At 73.5% G+C, this 19,590-nt stretch carries 21 protein-coding genes; 10 read left to right on the top strand and 11 right to left on the bottom strand.

Annotated features, from left to right (window positions below):
- Positions 1–9: 9 nt before the first annotated feature.
- The 5 genes from FHX75_RS05260 (at position 10) to FHX75_RS05280 (ending at position 7,913) form a co-directional block, all read left to right on the top strand.
- Positions 10–1,398: an MFS transporter gene (locus tag FHX75_RS05260; RefSeq protein ID WP_154936917.1), complete on the top strand. Its 1,389-nt coding sequence runs from the start codon at positions 10–12 to the stop codon at positions 1,396–1,398.
- A gap of 43 nt (positions 1,399–1,441) precedes the next feature.
- Positions 1,442–2,158, top strand: a complete 717-nt coding sequence (locus FHX75_RS05265; RefSeq protein WP_154936918.1) for a thymidine kinase — start codon at positions 1,442–1,444, stop codon at positions 2,156–2,158.
- A gap of 143 nt (positions 2,159–2,301) precedes the next feature.
- Complete coding sequence (locus FHX75_RS05270) at positions 2,302–4,221, top strand: hypothetical protein (RefSeq protein WP_154936919.1); 1,920 nt, start codon at positions 2,302–2,304, stop codon at positions 4,219–4,221.
- Positions 4,218–7,256, top strand: coding sequence for an ATP-binding protein (locus FHX75_RS05275; protein WP_154936920.1), 3,039 nt, complete (start codon positions 4,218–4,220; stop codon positions 7,254–7,256). Before FHX75_RS05270 ends, FHX75_RS05275 begins: the two co-directional genes overlap by 4 nt.
- A gap of 3 nt (positions 7,257–7,259) precedes the next feature.
- Entirely contained in the window at positions 7,260–7,913 is a 654-nt protein-coding gene (locus tag FHX75_RS05280; RefSeq protein ID WP_154936921.1) for a hypothetical protein, read from the top strand.
- Between the two features lies 1 nt (position 7,914).
- Here the strand turns inward: FHX75_RS05280 and FHX75_RS05285 are convergent, their stop codons facing one another.
- The gene (locus tag FHX75_RS05285) at positions 7,915–8,373 is read right to left on the bottom strand and encodes an Rv0361 family membrane protein (protein WP_154936922.1); all 459 of its coding nucleotides are present in this window, start codon (positions 8,371–8,373) and stop codon (positions 7,915–7,917) included.
- A 225-nt stretch (positions 8,374–8,598) separates the two neighbouring features.
- Here FHX75_RS05285 and FHX75_RS05290 point away from each other — a divergent pair, with 225 nt between their 5' ends.
- A complete protein-coding gene (locus FHX75_RS05290; RefSeq protein ID WP_154936923.1) occupies positions 8,599–9,036 on the top strand; it encodes a DUF6194 family protein in 438 nt (145 codons plus the stop codon).
- Positions 9,037–9,078: 42 nt separating this feature from the next.
- A complete protein-coding gene (locus tag FHX75_RS05295; protein ID WP_154936924.1) occupies positions 9,079–9,453 on the top strand; it encodes a VOC family protein in 375 nt (124 codons plus the stop codon).
- A 57-nt stretch (positions 9,454–9,510) separates the two neighbouring features.
- On the opposite strand, the gene FHX75_RS05300 is transcribed toward FHX75_RS05295, so the two are convergent.
- Both FHX75_RS05300 and FHX75_RS05305 read right to left on the bottom strand, forming a co-directional pair.
- Positions 9,511–10,356 carry an LLM class flavin-dependent oxidoreductase gene (locus tag FHX75_RS05300; protein WP_154936925.1) on the bottom strand — a complete coding sequence of 282 codons (846 nt, stop codon included), beginning with the start codon at positions 10,354–10,356 and terminating at the stop codon, positions 9,511–9,513.
- A gap of 51 nt (positions 10,357–10,407) precedes the next feature.
- Positions 10,408–11,406 carry a tyrosine-type recombinase/integrase gene (locus FHX75_RS05305; RefSeq protein ID WP_154936926.1) on the bottom strand — a complete coding sequence of 333 codons (999 nt, stop codon included), beginning with the start codon at positions 11,404–11,406 and terminating at the stop codon, positions 10,408–10,410.
- Between the two features lie 81 nt (positions 11,407–11,487).
- Here FHX75_RS05305 and FHX75_RS05310 point away from each other — a divergent pair, with 81 nt between their 5' ends.
- Positions 11,488–12,510: a helix-turn-helix transcriptional regulator gene (locus tag FHX75_RS05310; RefSeq protein WP_154936927.1), complete on the top strand. Its 1,023-nt coding sequence runs from the start codon at positions 11,488–11,490 to the stop codon at positions 12,508–12,510.
- On the opposite strand, the gene FHX75_RS05315 is transcribed toward FHX75_RS05310, so the two are convergent.
- The 6 genes from FHX75_RS05315 to FHX75_RS05340 form a co-directional block, all read right to left on the bottom strand.
- Positions 12,500–12,931, bottom strand: coding sequence for an Hsp20/alpha crystallin family protein (locus FHX75_RS05315; RefSeq protein WP_154936928.1), 432 nt, complete (start codon positions 12,929–12,931; stop codon positions 12,500–12,502). The two genes, FHX75_RS05310 and FHX75_RS05315, sit on opposite strands and share 11 nt — an antisense overlap.
- A gap of 74 nt (positions 12,932–13,005) precedes the next feature.
- Positions 13,006–13,527 (bottom strand): GNAT family N-acetyltransferase, encoded by a 522-nt coding sequence (locus tag FHX75_RS05320; RefSeq protein ID WP_246157675.1) that lies wholly within the window; start codon positions 13,525–13,527, stop codon positions 13,006–13,008.
- Positions 13,528–13,633: 106 nt separating this feature from the next.
- Positions 13,634–14,047 (bottom strand): DUF6069 family protein, encoded by a 414-nt coding sequence (locus FHX75_RS05325; protein WP_154936929.1) that lies wholly within the window; start codon positions 14,045–14,047, stop codon positions 13,634–13,636.
- A gap of 70 nt (positions 14,048–14,117) precedes the next feature.
- Positions 14,118–14,585 carry a MarR family winged helix-turn-helix transcriptional regulator gene (locus tag FHX75_RS31925; RefSeq protein ID WP_154936930.1) on the bottom strand — a complete coding sequence of 156 codons (468 nt, stop codon included), beginning with the start codon at positions 14,583–14,585 and terminating at the stop codon, positions 14,118–14,120.
- 52 nt (positions 14,586–14,637) lie between these two features.
- The gene (locus FHX75_RS05335; protein ID WP_154936931.1) at positions 14,638–15,156 is read right to left on the bottom strand and encodes a DUF2087 domain-containing protein; all 519 of its coding nucleotides are present in this window, start codon (positions 15,154–15,156) and stop codon (positions 14,638–14,640) included.
- 50 nt (positions 15,157–15,206) lie between these two features.
- On the bottom strand, positions 15,207–15,704 hold the full coding sequence (locus FHX75_RS05340) for a MarR family winged helix-turn-helix transcriptional regulator (RefSeq protein WP_154936932.1): 498 nt from the start codon (positions 15,702–15,704) through the stop codon (positions 15,207–15,209).
- A 69-nt stretch (positions 15,705–15,773) separates the two neighbouring features.
- Between FHX75_RS05340 and FHX75_RS05345 the strand changes: the two genes are divergently transcribed.
- Positions 15,774–17,003 carry an MFS transporter gene (locus FHX75_RS05345; protein WP_154936933.1) on the top strand — a complete coding sequence of 410 codons (1,230 nt, stop codon included), beginning with the start codon at positions 15,774–15,776 and terminating at the stop codon, positions 17,001–17,003.
- A gap of 4 nt (positions 17,004–17,007) precedes the next feature.
- Here FHX75_RS05345 and FHX75_RS05350 read toward each other — a convergent pair whose 3' ends face one another.
- Together FHX75_RS05350 and FHX75_RS05355 are read right to left on the bottom strand one after the other, a co-directional pair.
- Positions 17,008–17,397, bottom strand: coding sequence for a cupin domain-containing protein (locus FHX75_RS05350; RefSeq protein ID WP_154936934.1), 390 nt, complete (start codon positions 17,395–17,397; stop codon positions 17,008–17,010).
- A 69-nt stretch (positions 17,398–17,466) separates the two neighbouring features.
- The gene (locus FHX75_RS05355; RefSeq protein ID WP_154936935.1) at positions 17,467–17,952 is read right to left on the bottom strand and encodes a GNAT family N-acetyltransferase; all 486 of its coding nucleotides are present in this window, start codon (positions 17,950–17,952) and stop codon (positions 17,467–17,469) included.
- A gap of 110 nt (positions 17,953–18,062) precedes the next feature.
- Here FHX75_RS05355 and FHX75_RS05360 point away from each other — a divergent pair, with 110 nt between their 5' ends.
- Positions 18,063–19,586, top strand: a complete 1,524-nt coding sequence (locus FHX75_RS05360) for a glycosyltransferase family 39 protein (protein ID WP_154936936.1) — start codon at positions 18,063–18,065, stop codon at positions 19,584–19,586.
- Positions 19,587–19,590 lie beyond the last annotated feature (4 nt).

Below are 19,590 nucleotides of genomic sequence, written 5' to 3' on the forward strand. Positions count from 1 at the left end.
AGGAACCCCATGGCCGAGACCGTCACCCCCGCGGTGCAGGACCCACCGCCGGCGAGCACCCGCCGCGAACGCCGCGGCTGGTACCTCTACGACTGGGCCAACTCGGCGTTCCAGACCACCGTCATCACGGTCTTCCTCGGCCCGTTCCTCACCACCGTCACCGAGCTGGCCGCCGGCTGCGAACTCGGCGCGGACAGCTGCGAGGGGTACGTGCACCCGCTGGGCATCCGGGTCGCCGCCGGCTCCTACTACCCGTACCTGATCTCGCTGTCGGTGTTCCTCACCGTCTTCGTGCTGCCGGTCATCGGGGCGATCGCCGACCGGTCGACGCACAAGAAGCGGCTGCTCGCCGGCGCGGCGTTCACCGGCGCGGGGGCCACCATCGCGATGGCCTTCGTCACCGGCGAGCGGTACCTGCTCGGCGGCGCGCTGTTCCTCATCGCCAACATCGCCTTCGGCGCGGCCGTGGTCGTCTACAACTCGTTCCTGCCGCAGCTCGGCGGCCCGGACGAACGCGACGCCATCTCCAGCCGGGGCTGGGCCATCGGCTACCTCGGCGGCGGGCTGCTGCTCGCGCTGAACCTGGTCGCGGTGACCGTGCTCAGCGAGGAGGGCAACCCGCAGCGCACCCTGGACCTGGCCCGCTGGTCCATCGTGTCCGCCGGCGTGTGGTGGGCGGTGTTCACCCTGGTGCCGCTGCGCTGGCTGCGCGAACACCCCACCGCCGCGGCGCTGGCCGGCGGCGGCAACGTGCTCACCGACGGCTTCCGGCAGCTCGGCCGCACCCTGCGCGAGGTCAAGGCGTACCCGCTGACGCTGTTCTTCCTGCTCGCCTTCCTGGTCTACAACGACGGCATCCAGACCGTGATCACCCTCGCCAGCCAGTACGGCACCGAGGAGCTGAAGCTGGAGCAGAGCACCCTGATCGTGACGATCCTGCTGGTGCAGTTCCTCGCCTTCGGCGGGGCGCTCGCCCTGGGCGCGCTGGCCCGGCGCATCGGCGCGTGGAAGACGGTGCTGCTGTCCCTGGTGCTGTGGATCGGCGTGATCATCGCCGCGTTCCGGCTGCCCGCCGAGTCGCCGCTGCCGTTCATGGCGCTCGGCGGGGCGATCGGTCTGGTCCTCGGCGGCAGCCAGGCGCTGAGCCGGTCACTGTTCAGCCAGCTCATCCCCACCGGCAAGGAGGGCGAGTACTACGGCTTCTACGAGATCAGCGACAAGGGCACCAGCTGGCTCGGGCCGCTCGCCTTCGGGCTGGTGTTCCAGCTCACCGCCTCCTACCGGGTGGGCCTGGTCTCCCTGCTGATCTTCTTCGTGCTGGGCTTCGCGCTGCTGGCCGCCGTGCCGATCCGCCGGGCCATCCTCGCGGCCGGCAACACCCCGCCGAAGGTGCTCTGAGCCGAACCGATCGGGGCGGCTCGATGGACTAGGCTGCCCCGACGTGACCGACGACGCCGCTGCCGCCCCCACCTGCCTGGCCCGACCGCTCCCGGGCCCGGACGAGAACGGCATCGGCTGTGCCGCCGCCCGCGGTGTCGACGGGCGGCCGTTGCACGCCGCCGCGCTGAAGTTCTTCTGGGGGCCGATGGACTGCGGCAAGTCCACCATGGCGTTGCAGATGAACTACAACCACGCCCGGCAGGGCCGCCGCGGCCTGGTCACCACCCGCATCGACCGGTCGCTGGGCCCGCAGGTCACCAGCCGCATCGGCCTGGCCCACTCCGCCGTCGAGGTCACCGACTCCCTCGACCTGCGGAAGCTGGTCCGCGACACCTGGGCCGAGGGGGTACGCGTCGACTACCTGATCTGCGACGAGGCGTCCTTCTACAACGTCGAGCACGTCGAGCAGATGGCCGAGCTGGTCGACGGCTACGACGTCGACGTGTACGCCTTCGGCCTGGCCACCGACTTCCGGTCCTGCCTCTTCCCCGCCGCCCAGCGGCTGTTCGAGCTGGCCGACGAGGTGGCCCGGATCCAGATCGAGGTGCTCTGCTGGTGCGGCCGGGAGGGGCTGCTCAACGCCCGGGTGGTCGACGGGCGGGTGGTCCGCGAGGGCGCGCAGGTCGTCATCGGCGACACCGCGGATAGCGCCGACGTGCGCTACCAGGTGCTCTGCCGGCGGCACTACCGCTCGGGTGACCTGGGCCCGCGCTCCTAGCCGCGCCGACGACGGCCGGCCCGGGGGTCAGATCAGCTGCCCCCGTCGATTACGGGCTGAGGGTGCGCCCGCGAGAACTATGGTCATCGATTCATCGATTCGGGATACTGCTTCGAATCCCACTTCACCACACGAGGTGAATGATGACCGATTCCGCGGGCGGATCGAAGTACCTGGACTTCCTCTTCGTCGAGGGGGAACGCCTCGGCTGGATCTTCCGCGACCGGAACCTCTACCGCTACCACTTCCCCGAGCCGTACCCGACCCTCGAACCCGTGCGGGACGAGGTCTTCTTCGACGCCGCGGCGGCGGGTGTGGACAAGTGGTACCGGATGCGGCGATGGGTCGGCATCGGCGTCGGCGTGACGGTGGTTCTCCTCTGTCTCGGGATCGTGGGCCAGGGACCGTCCACCGACCTGCGCGTCATCCTCGCGATAGGGCTCGCGGTGATGGTGGGTGGCGCGTGGCACAGCTGGTCCAACAGTCGCTACGCGGAAGCTGGGCCGGAGCGGGAGCGTGAGAAGCAGCTGCGGCGCTACGAGGCCCATTGCGCGTGGTGGGAGGAGCTGCGCGAGCAGTTCGACGCCGAAGAGCGGGAGCGGGTCAGCGGCTATCTCGAATGGGGGGCCGCGCTTCTGCCGCCGACGACTCGCCGGGTCGACATCGTCGGCGGCAGCGTCTGGGGCTGGGAGGCGGTGCTGACCGTGATGGGCGCCTCGATGCTGCGTACCCGGGGTGCGATGACCCTCGTGGACTTCTCCGGCGAGGCCGCCTGCCACGAGCTGGTCTGGCTGGCCAGGGCGGCCTCCGTCGACGTCACCGCCGTCCGACTGCCCGACCAGGTGGGCGAGACCACGCTCTTCTCCCAGATGGACGGACGGGCTCTGGTCGACAGCCTCGTCGAGGCGATGCACGGCGACGCCCCCGCCGGCCGACGGGCCGACCGGGCCCAGGACGACCGCATCCTGTCGACCGTCTGCCGGGCGCTCGGCGAGGATGTCACGATCCACCGGATCGCCGCGGCGGTCAGCGTCCTGCTCGACGAGCCAGGCGACTTCCCCGAGCTGAGCGAGGTCGAGCGGGAGCACATCACCGACTCGCTCTTCTCCGACGAGGTCCGGCGCCAGGCCCACCCGAACCTGCGACGGATCGAGTCACATCTGTACCCGTTGCGCGAACTGTTCGCCGCGACCGACCGGCGACAGGGCCGGCACGATCTGGGGAAACCCGGGTTGACCTGCCTCGTCTACGAGAACGCCGCGCACAACGTCCGGGACGAGCTGCTCAAGGAACTGGTGTTGCAGGGGTTGGTCCAGCGGCTCACCTCGGCAGAGCCGTTCGTCGGCCCGTTGGTCGTCGCCGGCGCGGACGACCTCAGCCACCGGCACGTCGAGCGGCTGACCGACCTGTGCACACGTCGCGGGGTCCGACTCGTGCTGATGTTCCGTCACCTGCGGGACTCCGCGGTCCGCGCCGTGGGCGCGGACGTGGTCGCGTTCATGCGCCTGAGCAACCACGAGGAGGCCGCGCGAGCGGCCGACTTCATCGGCCGGCAACACACGTTCGTCCTCAGCCAGCTCACCCGTACGCTCGGCGGCAGCCAGACCCACTCCCAGGGCAACAGCGTCGGATTCTCGGACCAGACCAGCGGTGCCCTGTGGAAAAAGCAGGTCAGCGTCGGCCGGAGCTGGACCCACACCAGGACGGTCGCCGACAGTGTGAACTGGAACGAGTCCCAGAGTGAGCAACGGGCGTACGAGTACGTGGTCGAGCCACGCACCCTCCAGGACCTGCCGGACTATGCGCTGATCGAGGTCACGCAGGGCACGGGAAAACTGTCGGTACGCAGTGTGGAGTGCAACCCGGACATCATTTCCCTCCCTCGGGTCACCACCGGTCCACTGCCGGACCTGCCTCTCCCGGACCCGGCGCAGGCGACGGTCTACCTGTCCGGTGAGCCGGGCACACCGCCGCGGAACATACCCGGACAACCGCACCCCGACTACGACGACGACGACGAGTCCGAGTGGGCCGAGGAGCACTACCCGGAGGACTGGCGGTGACGTCCCCGACCGAGCCCCGGTCGGACATACGCGGCTGGCTCGACCACGTGACGGCGTACCGGATCGTGGAGCTGCCTCGGGTGCCCCCGCTGACGGGCCAGGCACGCGGTGATCCGGGGCGCCGGCAGCGGCTGGCCGCCGTCGTCGCGGCGTACCATGCGGCTGCCGCGACCGGAGGCGGTGGCCGCGTCGTCGTCGGCTGGTGCCGGCCGGACGAGCAGAGCGGCGTGCACGTCTTCACCGGCGGCGGTGTCGAGGCCGCGGGTGCTGCCGTGGCCGCGGGTGCTGCCGGTCGGCACCGGTCCAGCCTCTTCGCCGGCTCGGTCGGCCTGGCCTACCCCGCGGGAGGCTTGACAGCGGTGCTCGACGCGCTGCCCTGCTGGACGCGGCTCGTCGGGATGACGGACGGCTTGGTCGAGGAGCGGGACGACCGGGATCCGGCCACCGACCTGCGCCCCCGGCTCGACGACTGCCTGCTCGGCGTCTGGCAGGGCGCGTTCGCCTGGCTGCTGCTCGCCGACCCGGTCCCCGCCGAGGAGGTCGCGGAGCAGGCCCGGCAGCTCGCCGCTCAGGAACGCGACGCCAAGGCCCGGGGCTCGTCGCCCACCCAGGCGGTACGCGCCCTGCGACTCGGGCGCCGGCACCGGGAGCTGGCCGCCGCCGAGACGCTCGGGTGGTGGCGGATCGACCTGTTGGCCGCCGGTACGACGCCGGGGGCCGCCGCGGCCGTGGCGGGCCTGCTCTGCGCGTCGGTCGACCTGCACGGTCTGCCGTACGCCCTGGCGCCCACCCGAGCCTCCGGCGACCTGACCGACCTGCTCGGGCGGGCGGAACTGGCCACCGTGACCGGCGAACCGGCCCGGTCCCCGGGGCCACGGCCCGTGGTCCCGGGTGGCTCGTTCCTCGGCAGCTCGTCGCTGGTCGCCGCGCTGGCGGTCCCCCCGACGGAGGAGGTGCCCGGAGTGCGCCTGACCGTCCGATCGGAGTTCGACGTCACCCCGGAGACCACCGCCGTCGAGGTACGGCAGCCCGTGGCCGCCCGGGCGGTGGGCGACGCCGGGACGGACCGTCGAATCCGCGGTGAGTCGATGGCGATCGGTGTGGTGCTCGACCGGCACGGCAACGTGGGCGACGAGTTGCGGGTACCGATGAGCAGTCTCAACCGGCACACCTTCGTCTGCGGCGCGACCGGGGCGGGCAAGTCGCAGACCGTACGGCACCTGCTCGAACAGGCCGCCGCGGTGGGGCTGCCCTGGCTGGTGCTCGAGCCGGCGAAGGCCGAGTACCGGCGGATGGCCAACCGGCTGCGGCGGGCGAGCGTCGTCGTGGTCCGTCCGGGCGAGGGTACGGCGCCGCCGGCGGGGTTCAACCCGCTGCGGCCGGTGCCCGGCTTCCCGCTGCAGACGCACGCGGACCTCGTCCGTGCCCTGTTCCTCGCCGCCTTCGACGCGGACGAGCCCTTCCCCCAGGTACTCGGCGCCGCCCTGGCACGTTCGTATGAACAGCTCGGGTGGGACCTGGCCCTGGGTGAGCCGCGGCTGCCCGGGCACCGGCCGCGCTATCCGACCCTGGGTGACCTGCAACAGGTGGCGGAGGAGGTGGTGGACCAGATCGGGTACGGCCGCGAGGTCGCCGACAATGTCCGCGGCTTCATCCGGGTCAGGTTGGCCAGCCTGCGGCTGGGTACGACGGGCGGCTTCTTCGAGGGCGGTCACCCCATCGACGTCGCGCGCCTGCTGGACTCGAACGTCGTCTTCGAGATCGAGGACGTCGGTGACGACCGGGACAAGGCGTTCCTCATGGGGGTCCTGCTCATCCAGCTGACCGAGTACCTGCGGGTGCGGGTACGCCGGGAGGATCACCCCGCCGCCGTGACCCTGCGACACCTGAGCGTCTTCGAGGAGGCGCATCGGCTGCTGCGGCGCGCTGACCGCCCGGGCCCGGCCGCGCACGCGGTGGAGCTGTTCGCCGGCCTGCTGGCGGAGATCCGCGCGTACGGGGAGGGCCTGGTGATCGCTGAGCAGATCCCGGAGAAGCTCGCCCCGGACGTCGTCAAGAACACCGCCGTGAAGGTCATCCACAGGTTGCCCGCGCGGGACGACCGGGACGCCGTCGGCGCGACGGTCAACCTCACCGAACGTCAGTCGGAGTTCGTCGTGACGCTGCCGCCCGGTGTCGGCGCGGTCTTCACCGACGGCATGGACCACCCGGTGCTCGTACGCGTGCCGGACGGAACCGATCGTGAGACGGCCGCGCCGGCCGTCACCGCCGACCCGTCGGAGATCATCGGCCGTCGCAGCGCCAGCTGCGGCGCTGCCTGCCTGGCCCAGCCCTGCACCCTGCGCGACATGCGCCGGGCGCAACTGCTGCTGGCGGACCTGCCCTGGTTGGGGCTGTGGGGCGAACTGGCGGTACTGGGGCACCTCACCGGCTGGCCCACCCCGGCCCTCCGCGCGGAGCTGATCCAGATCCTGCGCATGATGCCGGCACGGCTGCGCGAGTGCGCCCTGTCGCACGCGGTCGACGGTGCGGTCGCCGCGCGGTCCGCGCAACTGTCGGGCCGGTGCGACCCTGACGAGCTGGTGAAGCACGTCGTCGACTCGCTGCACTGGACGGTGTTCGGCGGCGGGCACTGCGCGGAGCAGGAGACCGACTTCCTGGCGCGCCCGTACCGCTGGGCGGTGCTGCGCGACGACCTGCGGGCCGAGGTGGCCGGAGCGGCGGCCGGAGCCGGACGCTCCGCGCGAAGCCCCGAGTGGGCGCGACGGTACGGCGTGGAGATCCCGGGCCGTACCGTGACCGAGCAGTTCGCCGCCGTCTCGGAGTTGTTCGACAGCGACCAGCGGGATCGGGCAGCCTGCCGGGTCGTTGCCTTCGGGTCTCGCACGCCCTCGGTGCTCGAGACGGCCGTGGGGGCGGGGTACGACACCCCGTCCTGGCCTGGCCGGCTCGCCGAGGCCGTCGACACTCATTTCGCCGCCTGCCGATGGCCGATGCGGGTCCTCGCCACCGGCCGGTACGCCGGAAGGGTGTGACAGATGGGTCCACGCTGGGACGACCCGCTGCACGTGGGCGACGGGCCGGACGACGACGACCGCCGCGACCAGCGACGCTCCGAGGGCAACGAGCGGGGCGAGGATCGTGACCGGGCGGAACGGACGCCCGAGCGGGGCGATGAGGGGGAGGCCAGAGGTCCGGGCACGCGGGTGGAGACGGCGGAGACGCTGGACCGGGCCGAGGAGCGGGCGGCGACCGCCGACGCGTCGCTGCGGGAGCGGTTGCAGGCCGGGGCGCAGCGGGCGGGCGAGGTCGCGGCGGCCTCCGCCGGGGCACTGCTGGTCTCGGCGGCCAGCATCTTCGGTTGGCAGAAGACGGACGACAAGCTGCCGGAGGCCGTACGGACCGCGACGACAGCCGCGGAGACCGTCGAAGAAGTGGCGTCAGATGCCAGGGAGAGAAAGAACCGCGAGGATGCGGTCGAGGAACCCAACCGGGTTGTCGACCCACAGGAGCAACTGCCGCCGGACCGGGAGGGCGAGCTGCCGGCGGTGCCGTCGCCGGCGGTGGACCGGGCAGCTGAGCCCGCCGATGGTGTCGAGCCCGCTGGCGGCGTCGACATGCCCGTCGAGGTGGATCTCCCCGGCCGAGCTTCGGCCGACGGGCTCCACCCGGGTGCCGTGGACGACAACTGAGCTAGAACGGGTCCCCGCAGACCCGCCACTCGCCGTCCTCCTTCACCACCGGCAGCCGGCGTTCCTCGGCGGCCCCACCCTCACGGGTGACCCGGACGGTCACCTCACCGATCGGGCGGCCCGCCTTGGTGCGCACCGACACGTCCAGGATCTCGTAGCCGCTGACCACCGGCGGGGTCTTCACCCAGCCGGCGAAGCCGACCTCGCTCCACCGGCCGCGCGCCTGGTCGCAGAGCCGGTCGTACGCCCGGTCGACCTCCCCGGCGGACAACTCCCGGAAGAAGCCGTCGGCGGTCTCCCGCACCGGGCCGCCGGCCTGCATCACCACCTGCACGTTCCAGGCGCCCAGCCCGGCCACGCCGACCAGGCACAGCGCCATCGTCAGACCCCCCAGCAGCAGACCGGTGCGTACCGGCCGGCGGGGCCGGGCCGGTCGGGTCCACGCCTGCTCACCGCCCATCACCTGCGACCGTATGCGCACCGTCCGGTCCGCGCAGGAACATCGCCCCCTGTCGCATTCGCCACGGCACCGTCTACGGTCGGCGCCCACCCCTCGGAGGAGCCACGGATGAGTCGTACCGGCCGCCTGCTGAGGAGTTGCCGCCGCAGTTGAGGGTTGAGCCGGGCTTCGAGCGCGAAGTCCGGCTCAACTTTCACAAGGAGCTTCAATGAAAAAATTGAAGCTATGGACGCCGACGAGATGAAGCGACACATCTGCGACTCGTACGAGGGAGTCACCGCCGTCGACGGCGGCGGCGACGCGTTCCTCGTCTACGACCCGCTCGGTGACCTGCCCGCCGACCGGTGGCTGCCGTTCGCCACGATCGTGACCGGCGACCACTACGACGCCGCCTCGGCGTTGGACCGGCCGGGGGCGTGGCGGCTCAACATCGGGCTGACCCGGGCGCGGTACCTGTCGTTGTTCCCGACGCCGCCGACCGGCGTCGACCACACCCGCGCCGACACGCTGCTGCCGCACCCGGTCTACGCCCCGCAGCACTGGGTGTGCGTGGTCGACCCCGGCCCGGCGACCCGGGCACTGGTCTCGGAACTGCTCGCCGACGCGTACGACTTCGCCGTCCGCAAGCACGACAACCAGCGCCGTCGCCGGCACGCCGACTGAACCTGCCAGAAGATGTCAGGTACCTGCGGCAGCCTTGCGGTCATGACAGTCACCGCCGACCTCGCCATGGTCAACCTGGACAGCTCCGACCCGGCCGCGCACGCCGACTTCTACCACCGCGTCCTCGGCTGGGAGATCACCCACAGCGAAGCCGACTACGCCATGATCAACAGGCCCGACGGCGTCTCGATCGGGTTCGGCCGGGTCGACGGCTACCAGCCGCCGCGCTGGCCCGACGAGACCTCCGCCAAGCGCTACCACCTCGACCTGTACGTCGACGACCTGACCGTCGCGGAGAAGGAGTTCGTGGCGGCGGGCGCGACGAAGCCCGAGTTCCAGCCGGGTGACGGGCGCTGGGTGGTGCTGCTCGACCCGGTGGGCCAGCCGTTCTGCATCTGCCCTCGCCCGCAGGGCTGACGCACCGTCCCGGCCGGGTCCGGGGGCCCGGCCGGGGCGTCCTTTCCCGTCGCGTGCTCAGCGCAGTGGGCCACGGGCGACCGCCGCCCGCATCCGGGCGGGATCACCGGCCGGGACGTACTCCAGCCACCAGGTGGCGCCGGCGTTGGCCAGCTCGGCCAGGTAGGCGCGCTCGGCCCGTTCGTCGGCCCGGCGTCGCCGGCCACCGATCGCCACGTCGAAGGGCGCGCCGTCGGCCCGCGTCGCCGGCAGCGCGGCGACCAGGTCGCGCACCTCGTCGGGGGTGAAGTCGGACCAGCCGTCGGTGTCGGTGAGCTTGTAGGGCACGATTCCGTCCGCCCGGGCCGCCCGGCGCAGCACCGCCTTGGCCTGGGTGCTGCCGCCGACCCACACCGGCACCCTCGGTGACTGCACCGGCGGCGGCCGCAGCGTCACCCCGTCGGCCCGGTAGTGCGGCCCCACGTGCTCGACCCGCTCCCCGCCCAGCAGCCCGACCAGCACCTCCAGGCCCTCGTCGAGCATCGCGGCCCGCAGGCGCAGATCGGTCGGCTCGCCGAACGCCGCCCACCCCCGGTCGGCCGGGTCACCGACGCCGACCGCCACACCGGCCCGGCCGCCGGAGAGGTGGTCGAGGGTGAGGACCTCCCGGGCCAGCTTCGCCGGCCGCCGCCGGGGCAGCCCGGTCACCGTGGTGCCCAACCGGATCCGCCCGGTCCGCCCGGCGATCGCCGCCAGCAGCAGCCACGGATCGTAGGTGGGCGGGTCGTCGCCGGCGTGGTGGATCAGGTAGTCCTCCAGGAACACCCCGTCCCAGCCGGAGCGTTCGGCCAGCTCGCCGAGCTCGACCAGCAGGGATGCGGTCAGGTCCGGCCCGCCGCAGCAGATCTCCAGTCCGTGTCGCATCCCCGCACCGTACGAGCGGGGACCGACACGCGCTCGGCGCGGACGGACCGGTCAGCCGCGGCGGCGGGCCCGCGCCGCCCAGATCGCGTACGCCGGGTCCCGGTCGAGGTTGTGCCGGTCCCGGTCGTAGCGGCGGGTGGTGCGCGGGTCGGCGTGACCCATGGCGTCCTGCACGTCCTCCAGCGGCACGCCCTCGGCGCGGGCGGTGGTGGCGAAGGCGTGCCGCAGCGAGTGCGGCGACAACTTCGCCGCCGCCGGGATCCCGGCCGCCAGGGCCAGGCGGCGGACCAGCCGGAACACCGAGTGCCGGTCGAGTCGACCGCCGGTGGCCGTGGCCAGCAGCGGGCCGGTGAGCTGCTCCACGCCCACCCCCTGCGCCGCCGCCCGGTCGGCCAGGTAGGCGTCCACGGCGTACGCGGTGCCGGGGGTCAGCGCCCGACGGCGTGGCTTGCCGCCCTTGCCGACGAACCGCACGCTGCGGTGCCCCCGCTCGGCGCCCAGGTCGTCGAGGTTCAGCGAGACCAGCTCCCCCACCCGCAGCCCGAGGTCGGCGAGCAGGGCGATGGCGGCCCGGTTGCGGGCGGCGGTCGGGCCGGTGTCGGTGTCGGCGGCGGCCAGCAACGCGTCCACCTCTTCCGGGGTGAGCCCGACGGTGGCCGAGTGGTCCCGGTCGACGCGCGGCCGGTCGGCGCCGGAGACCGGGTTCGCCTCCACCGCCCGCAGCTTGACCAGGAACTCGTACCAGCTGGAGAGCGCGGAGAGCTTGCGGGCCACGGTCGCCGGGGTCAGCGGCCGGCCGGTCCGCGCGCCCAGGGTGGCCTCCAGGTCGCGGCCGTAGGAGTTGACGTCGAGGAAGTTGGCGTGCAGCGGGTCCAGGTCACGGGCGGCGCACCAGGCCAGCCAGCCGGCGATGTCCCGCCGGTACGCGGTGCGGGTGTGCTCCGACAGCCGCCGGTTGCGCAGCCACGCCTCGGTGAAGTCGACCGGCCCGCTCGGCAGGGCGGGCCGGGCCGAGGCGCGGGGCAGGACCGGGACGTCAGAACGCAGCATGTGAAAAAGGCTCTCAGCCTCGGCGGCCAATGACCACGAGGCGCGCCCGAGCGGATCCGTGGCGCGCGCTACCGTCGTCGGGTGCGCGCCAGCCGGCTGGTCTCCCTGCTGCTGCTCCTGCAGGCCCGGGGGCGGATGACCGCCCAGGAACTCGCCGAGGCGCTGGAGGTCTCGGTGCGTACCGTCTACCGCGACGTCGAGGCGCTCGGCGCCTCCGGCGTCCCGGTGTACGCCGACCGGGGCCCGGCCGGCGGTTACCGGCTGCTCGGCGGCTACCGCACCCGGCTGACCGGGATGACCTCCGACGAGGCGGCGGCGCTGTTCCTGGCCGGGGTCCCCGGGCCGGCCGCGGAGCTGGGCCTCGGCGCGGTCCTCACGGCGGCGGAGTTGAAGCTGCGCGCCGCCCTGCCGCCGGACCTGGCCGAGCAGGGTGACCGGATCCGGCAGCGGTTCCACCTGGACGCGCCCGGCTGGTTCCGGGACCCGGAACCCACCCCGCACCTGACCGCGCTGGCGGAGGCGATCTGGGAGGAACGCCTGGTCGATCTCCGCTACCAGCGGTGGAAGCGCCCCCGGGAGGTGAGCCGGGTGCTGGCGCCGCTGGGCGTGGTGCTCAAGGCCGGCCGCTGGTACCTGGTGGCCCGGGCCGGGGAGCAGGTCCGCACCTACCGGGTCGCGGCCATCCTGGCGCTGACCGTGCGCGACGAACGGTTCGACCGGCCCGCCGACTTCGACCTGGTCGCCTTCTGGCGGGAGTGGACCGACCGGTACGAGCGCGGCGTCTACCGCGACGAGGCCCGGGTGCGGGTCACGGCCGCGGCGCTGGAGTTCATGGCGTACGTCTTCCCGCCGGCGATGAGCCGGGCGGCCCGGGCGGCGGCGGGCGCACCGGACGCGCACGGCTGGCTGCACACGACGGTGCCGATCGAGTCGGTGCGGCACGGGCACACCGAGTTGCTGAAGCTGGGTGCGCAGGTGGAGGTGCTCGCCCCGGCGGAGCTGCGGGAGCTGATGGCGGCCAGCGCCCACGCGATGGCCGCCATCTATCCGGCGCCGGCGGACGCGCCGCACGCGTCCACCGGCGAATCCACCGTCACGAGGTGAGCTGCTTGTGTCCGTTGCCGCTGCTGCCGGCGGTGACGGTGACCCGGCGCGGCTTGGCGCGCTCCGCGATCGGGATGCGCAGCGTCAGCACGCCGTTGTCGTACCCGGCATCGAGGCGGTCGGCGTCGAGGGTGTCGCCGAGGAACAGCTGCCGGGTGAAGGTGCCCATCGGACGTTCGGCGGCGACCAGCTCGACGTTGTCGCCGGTGGGGCGGCGCCGCTCGGCGCGGACGGTCAGCACGTTGCGCTCGACGGTGCAGTCGATGCTGTCGGGGTCGACGCCGGGCAGGTCGAACGCGGCGTAGAAGTGGTCGCCGTCGCGGTAGGCGTCCATGTGCATGACGGCGGGGCGGCTGGTGCTGCCGAACAGCTGCTCGGCGAGCCGGTCGATCTCACGGAACGGGTCGGTACGCATCAGCATTGTCGTGCCTCCTCGGTTCTCCTGGCCGAAGGTGTCGTAGTTGAGTCCGCACGACTCAACTTCCTCTTCTCTATTTAGCGCGCCGCGCGCCCGGCGTCAACTCGCAAGAGGACCTTCTCGAACCAGTGCTCGGCGTACACGTCGTCGTTGTAGGCGGGGATCTCGCGGTAGCCGTGCCGGGCGTACAGGGCGCGGGCCTCGACGAGGTCGGCGCGGGTGTCCAGCCGGATCCGGTCGGCGCCGAACGTCCGGGCGTGCCGCTCGGCGCCGGCCAGCAGCGCGGCGCCGCCGCCGTGGCCCCGGTGGGCGGGGTGGACGAAGACCCGGGTCAGTTCCGCCCAGCCGGGCCGCCGCCGCAACCCGGCACAGCCGGCGGGCCGGCCGGCGCGGTACGCCACCAGCAGCAGCCCGGTCGGCGGGACGAGGTCATCGCTGGGTGAGTCGACCATCGCCGCCTCGACCTCGCCGGGCCGGACGGGCCGGCGGTGGTAGCGGCGGACGATCTCCTCGAAGTACCGCCACAGCAGTTCCGCCGCGTCGGGGTCGGCGGGCCGGGCCGGCATCACCGTCCAGGTCATCGGGTCAGTGGTGCGCACCCGTCGATCCTCGCGCCGAGGTCAACGCAATTCCGTCGACGGAACCTGGCCGGGGACGCGGCGGCGGCGTCCCCGAAGTGGGGACGCCGCCGCCATGCGTCGATCGTCAGCGGGCGCGTCGGGGCAGAAAGGCGATCAGCACCGCGGCGACCGCCAGGTGCATCGCCCCCAGCATCACCTTGGCGCCGGTGGTCGCCTCGGTGGCGACGACGGGGACGAGGGAGAGCAGGGCGATCAGCACCGCGAGCGCGATCCAGATGACGGTGGCCCGCCGGCCGGCGAAGCGCTCCAGCAGGACCAGCCCGGCCCAGCCCACCAGCGCCGAGCCGAGGGAGAAGACGATGACCGGCACGACGCCGACGACGAACGCCGGCTGCCCGGGATTCTCGACGGTGTAGTCGACCCCGGCGACCGCGCCCACGATCCAGAGCACGACGCAGGTCAGGACGGTGACGGCCACGCCCAGGGCGCGGCGGCGCAGGGACGGGGTCGTGGCGGTGGGATGCGCGGTCGCGGTCATGCGTGCTCCTCGGGAACCAGACAGGTGCGACCGTACCAGATAGTTCCGTTCGGAACTATCCTACTCGGGACTAGCAGGCGGGGCGGACGCCGCAGGCCCCGCCGCCGGCGAGTCGACCGCCGACCAGGGCGCTGATCGAGCGCAGAAACACCGCGCGGTCGGCCTCGGGCAGGGTGGCCAGCACGTCCTGCTGGATCCGGCCGGCGATCTCCTGCGCCTCGTCGAGGACCTTCTCCCCCTCCGGGGTCACCTCGACCAGCCGCGCCCGCCGGTCGCTCGGCGAGGGCAGGCGTCGGGCCAGGCCCGCGCCCTCCAACTGGTCCAGGGTCACCACCATGGTGGTCTTGTCGATCCCGCACAGCTCGCCGATCTGCCGCTGGGTGAGCCCCCCGGGCCGCGCCTTGAGCAGCACGCAGTGCGCGCGCGGGGAGATGCCCAGCCGGGCCAGGCCGGCGGCGTGCTCCGCCATCAGCGCGTGACTCGCCCAGGAGAGCAGGAACATCAGGTCGGGTGAGCCACCGGGCGAGCGCGAGGTCATGCCCCGAGGCTAACAACACCGTCCGGCACCAGATGGTTTGCGCCCCGGACGGTCACGGCCCGATGCGCCAGTAGATCCCCTGCTCACGGGCGAGCAACTGCTCGTCCACCAGGTGGCGACGCAGGGTCACGTGATCCGAGCCGCCGCCGTCGCACCAGCGCCGCAGGATCTCGTCGACCGCCCGTTCCGGGTAGCGCACGCCCGGCTCGAACGCGACCACGACGTGGGCCAGCAGCACCCGCCGCCGGCCGCGCTGCGCCGGCAGCCGCACCACCACCCCGTCGCGCAGGAAGGTGCGCAGCACCCGGTCCGCCGGTTCCTCCGCGGCGGGGTCCGGCGCCGGCGTCCGCGCGGCCTCGCGGAACCGGTCGACGTCGACCCGCAGGTCACCGCCCGCGTCGGCGATCACCCCGGCCTCGACCAGCCGCCGCAGCGCGGTGACCACCTGCCGGGTCGGCAGACCGGTGCGGTCCGCCACCACCGTCGCGTCGGCGGCGCCGAGCACGATCGCCGCGAAGACCTGTCGCCGTACGTCGTCGGCGAGGGCGCCCGCCAGAGCCTGGGCCGTCATGCCGGCCACCCTGCCAGCCGGCTCACCGGCGACGCCAGGCGTTTTCCGGCTCAGCCGGTGGTGCGTTCCGCGTGCAGGGAGACCCGCCGCAGCAGGTCGGCCAGGAGTCGGCGCTCGTCCGGGGTGAGCACGCCGAGCAGGCGATGCTCCTCCTGGCCGATCACCTCGATCGCCGCGTGCCAGGCCGCGTGCCCGGCCTCGGTCAGCTCCACGTCGACCCGGCGCCGGTCCACCGTCGACGGGATGCGCCGCACGAAGCCGCGTCGCTCCAGGGCGTCGAGCCGGGCGGTCACCGAGGCGGGGGCCATCGCCATGTCGTCGGCCAGCTCGCCGGGGGTGGCCCGGCCGCGCCGCCCGGCGAGGGCGTGCAGGGTGTCGTACTCGTGGGCGGGCAGGCCGAGCTCGGCGAGGGAGCGGTCCTTCACCGTGCGCAGGTGCCGGGTGAGAACGGACATCCGGGTGACCGCCCCCTCGACGTCGGGGTCGAGTTCCGGCAGCACGGGCAACCAGCGCTCGATGTGCCGATCGGTGCGATCGCGTGCCGTCATGCCGGCCACTGTACGTCGACAGCTAAATATTCGTTGACGAAATGTTCGGTGTCGAAATAAGTTGTCGGCGTGACTCATCCCCTCCGCGTACGCTCCTTCCGGCTGCTGTTCCTCAGCCGTACCGTCTCCGGCCTGGGCGACGCGGTCGTACCGGTCGCCCTAGCCCTGGCGGTGCTCCGCGCGACCGGCTCCACCGGCTCGCTGGCCCTGGTGCTGGCCTGCGCGCTGGTCCCCCGGCTGCTCCTGCTGCCCCTGGGCGGCGTGGTGGCCGACCGGTTCCACGCCCAACGGGTGGCCGTGACCACCGACCTGGTGCGCTGCGCCGCCCAACTCGTGGTCGGGGTGCAACTGCTCGCCGACGCCCCGTCGCTGACCCATGTGGCGGTGGCCGCCGCGGTCGGCGGCGCCGCCTCCGCCTTCGCCATCCCCACCGCCGCGCCGCTGGTCGCCGGCACCGTCGAGGCCGACGGGCGGCAACGCGCCAACGCCCTGCTGGGGGTGACTGCCAACGCCAGCCGGCTCGCCGGCCCCGCCTTGGCCGGCCTGCTGATCTGGGCGGCCGGCCCCGGCTGGGCGTTCGTCCTCGACGGGATCTCCTTCGCCGTCAGCGCCCTGCTGGTGGCCGCGATCCGGGTCCGGCACGTGCCGGTGCCGCACCGCTCCCTCGGCACCGACCTGGTGCGCGGCTGGCGGGAGGTGCGTGCCCGCGACTGGTACTGGACCAGCCTGGTCGGGCACGGCGTGTGGAACGGCGCCGCGGCCGTGCTGATGACCCTCGGCCCCGCGGTCGCCGTCGACCGCCTCGGCGGCGAGGGCGTGTGGGTGCTCATGCTCCAGGGCGGGGCCGTCGGCATGCTGGCCGGTTCGCTGGCGGCCGGCCGGTTCCAGCCCCGCCGGCCCGTCCTGGTCGGCAACCTCGCCCTGGCCACGTACGCGGTCCCGCTGGCGTTGCTGGCCGCCGCGGCGCCCGCCCCGGCGGTGATCGCCGCGTACTGCCTCGCGCTGACCGCGCTCGGCTTCCTCAACCCGATCTGGGAGACCGTCGTGCAGGGGCAGTTCGCGCCCGAGGTGCTCGCCCGGGTCACCTCGTACGACTGGCTGATGTCGCTGGGCGCGATGCCGATCGGCTACGCGGTCGCCCCGCTCGCCGCCGGCGCCTGGGGCGCGTCCGCGCCGCTGGCCGGGGCGGCGCTGCTGGTCGCGCTCGCCTGCGCCGGCACCGCCGCCGTGCCGGGCGTACGGCGACTGGCCTGGCCCGCCGCCCCGACGCCGGAGCGGGCCGAGGCGACGGTGGGCTGACCGGTCAGAGCGCGTGGCCGGTGGTGGCGTCCACGTGCTCGGGGATCTCGTCGTGCCGGTCCCCGACACTGGACGTGCCGGACGGCTCGAACATCAGGATGGACGCCCCGTCCACCGAGGACGGCCGGTGCGACGTCCCGCGCGGCACCACGTACACCGCGCCGCGGGGCAGCACCACCGTCCGCTCGCCGTCGCCGTCGCGCAGCGCGATGCGCAGCTCGCCGTCGAGGACCAGGAAGAACTCGTCGGTGTGGTCGTGGACGTGCCAGACGTGCTCCCCGGCCACCTTGGCGATCCGTACGTCGTAGTCGTTGACCCGGGTGACGATTCGCGGGCTCCACAGCTGGTCGAAACCGGCCAGCGCCACCGCCAGGTCGATCGGCTCATCGCTCATCGGCCCATCCTGGCACCGCCGCGCCCGCGCGGGTGTCCCCGCAGGGCGCGCGGGCGTCCGCCGCAGGGCTCAGAGGAAGCGGTGCATGATGTGCAGGCCGACCCGCTTGCCGTCCGGCAGCGCGAACGCCTCCGGCACGGTGCCGATCACCGTGAACCCGAGCCGCCGGTACAGCTCCACCGCCCATGTGTTGGACTCGGCCACCGCGTTGAACTGCATCGCCGCGTACCCCTGCCGGCGCGCCCAGTCCAGGGCGTACTCGACCATCGCCCGGCCGACGCCCCGACCCCGCGCGGCGGCGGACACCATGAAACTGGCCGTGGCGACGTGCGCGCCCGGCCCCGGCTTGTTCGGGCCGATCTTCGCCGTGCCGAGGACCCGGTCCCCGTCCAGGGCGACCACCGTCACCCCCGGCGGTGCCTCCACCCACATGGCGCGTGCCGACTCCTCGGTCAGCCCCGGGTCGTAGACGAAGGTGTCGGCCGCGACGACGACCTCCCGCACGATCGACCACACCTGCGGCCAGTCGGCGTCGGTGAACTCTCTGATCAGCATCGGGGCAAAGCTAACCGCAGCCCCGCCGCGACGCCAACCGGGTTCGACGGCACCGAACCGTGACCGGTCCGGGACAGCGCGGTACGCACCCGAGCCGTCACCATGGGAGCGTGGCCGTACCCGTCACCGACCGCCCGGACGCGGCAACTCCCGCCGGGCCGCCACCACCCGGACCCCGCACGAAGGGACCGTGGCTGGTCGCCGGCGCCGTCACCGTCGTGCTGGCGGCGCTCGCCCACCGGTACGGCTACCACCGCGACGAGCTGTACTTCCTGCTCTGCGGCCGGCACCTCGACTGGGGCTACGTCGACCAGGGGCCGCTCGTCCCGGCCCTGGCCCGGGCGATGGACACCCTCGCCCCGGGCGACCTCGTCGTGCTGCGTACCCCGTCGGCGCTGATCGCCGGGGCCGCGGTGCTGCTGGTGGCGGCGCTGGCCCGCCAGTTCGGCGCCGGACGCGGCGGGCAGCTCCTCGCCGCGGGCACCGCCGCGGTGGCCGGCGTCGTCCTCGCCACCGGGCACCTGCTCAGCACCACCACCGTCGACCTGCTGGTCTGGCTGGCCGCGGCGTACTGCGCGGTCCGGGTGCTGCGCGGCGACCCGCGCTGGGCGCTCGGCCTCGGCGCGGTACTCGGCGTCGGGATGCTCAACAAGCTGCTACCCGCGCTGCTGGGCGTGGGCCTGCTCGCCGGGGTGGCGATCGCCGGGCCGCGCCGGCTGCTACGCGACCGGTGGGTGCTCGCCGGCGTGGCGCTGGCCGCGCTGCTCGCCGCGCCGAACCTCTCCTGGCAGGCCGCGCACGACTTCCCGCAACTCGCGGTCGCCTCGTCGATCGCCGACGGGGACAGCTCCTACAGCGGCCGCCTCGACGCCGTCGTGCTGCAACTGCTCATCATCAGCCCGATGGCGGTGCCGATCTGGGTCGCCGGGCTGGTCGCCCTGCTGCGCCACCCCCGGTGGCGGGCCTACCGGGCGTTGGGCTGGGCCTGGCTGGTGGTGTTCGGCATCGTGCTGGTGGCCGGCGGCAAGGGCTATTACGACGCGCCGCTGCTGCTGGTGCTCGCCGCCGCCGGTGCGGTCGTCACCGCCGACTGGGTGCGTACCGTGCCGCGTCGGGTCCTGCTGGCCGCCGCCGCTGTCGTCGCGGTCACCGGCAGCGCGGTGCTGCTGCTGCCCACGCTGCCCGCCGACCGGCTGCCCGGCTTCGTCGTCGAGGTCAACTACGACGCCGGGGAGACCATCGGCTGGCCGGCGTTCGCCGACTCGCTCGCCGCCGTGCACCGCGGCCTGCCGCCGGAGCAGCGGCAGCGCGCGGTGATCCTCACCGGCAACTACGGCGAGGCCGGCGCCGTCGCCCGCTACGGCCCCGCACGCGACCTGCCCCGCGCCTACTCCGGGCACAACAGCATGGCCGAATTCGGGCGGCCACCGGCCGACGCCGACGTGGTGATCGCGGTCGGCTGGGACCGCCCCGACCAGCTACGCGGCTGGTTCGAGCAGGTCAGCCTCGCCGGCCGGGTCGACCAGTGCATCGACGTGGACAACGACGAGAACGGCGGCCCGATCTGGCTCTGTCAGGGCCTGCGGCGCCCGTGGGACCAGATCTGGGACCAGGAGGTACGCCACGCCGGCTGAGCCG

Source organism: Micromonospora palomenae (genome assembly GCF_007829925.1).
In the GTDB taxonomy this organism is placed as follows: domain Bacteria; phylum Actinomycetota; class Actinomycetes; order Mycobacteriales; family Micromonosporaceae; genus Micromonospora; species Micromonospora purpureochromogenes.

Excerpts from the sequence above, each read along its gene's own strand:
- FHX75_RS05260 (WP_154936917.1), top strand. The coding sequence starts at position 10 with ATGGCCGAGACCGTCACCCCCGCGGTGCAGGACCCACCGCCGGCGAGC.
- FHX75_RS05270 (WP_154936919.1), top strand. The coding sequence starts at position 2,302 with ATGACCGATTCCGCGGGCGGATCGAAGTACCTGGACTTCCTCTTCGTC.
- FHX75_RS05280 (WP_154936921.1), top strand. The coding sequence starts at position 7,260 with ATGGGTCCACGCTGGGACGACCCGCTGCACGTGGGCGACGGGCCGGAC.
- FHX75_RS05285 (WP_154936922.1), bottom strand. The coding sequence starts at position 8,373 with ATGGGCGGTGAGCAGGCGTGGACCCGACCGGCCCGGCCCCGCCGGCCG.
- FHX75_RS05290 (WP_154936923.1), top strand. The coding sequence starts at position 8,599 with ATGGACGCCGACGAGATGAAGCGACACATCTGCGACTCGTACGAGGGA.
- FHX75_RS05295 (WP_154936924.1), top strand. The coding sequence starts at position 9,079 with ATGACAGTCACCGCCGACCTCGCCATGGTCAACCTGGACAGCTCCGAC.
- FHX75_RS05300 (WP_154936925.1), bottom strand. The coding sequence starts at position 10,356 with ATGCGACACGGACTGGAGATCTGCTGCGGCGGGCCGGACCTGACCGCA.
- FHX75_RS05305 (WP_154936926.1), bottom strand. The coding sequence starts at position 11,406 with ATGCTGCGTTCTGACGTCCCGGTCCTGCCCCGCGCCTCGGCCCGGCCC.
- FHX75_RS05315 (WP_154936928.1), bottom strand. The coding sequence starts at position 12,931 with ATGCTGATGCGTACCGACCCGTTCCGTGAGATCGACCGGCTCGCCGAG.
- FHX75_RS05325 (WP_154936929.1), bottom strand. The coding sequence starts at position 14,047 with ATGACCGCGACCGCGCATCCCACCGCCACGACCCCGTCCCTGCGCCGC.
- FHX75_RS31925 (WP_154936930.1), bottom strand. The coding sequence starts at position 14,585 with ATGACCTCGCGCTCGCCCGGTGGCTCACCCGACCTGATGTTCCTGCTC.
- FHX75_RS05335 (WP_154936931.1), bottom strand. The coding sequence starts at position 15,156 with ATGACGGCCCAGGCTCTGGCGGGCGCCCTCGCCGACGACGTACGGCGA.
- FHX75_RS05340 (WP_154936932.1), bottom strand. The coding sequence starts at position 15,704 with ATGACGGCACGCGATCGCACCGATCGGCACATCGAGCGCTGGTTGCCC.
- FHX75_RS05350 (WP_154936934.1), bottom strand. The coding sequence starts at position 17,397 with ATGAGCGATGAGCCGATCGACCTGGCGGTGGCGCTGGCCGGTTTCGAC.
- FHX75_RS05355 (WP_154936935.1), bottom strand. The coding sequence starts at position 17,952 with ATGCTGATCAGAGAGTTCACCGACGCCGACTGGCCGCAGGTGTGGTCG.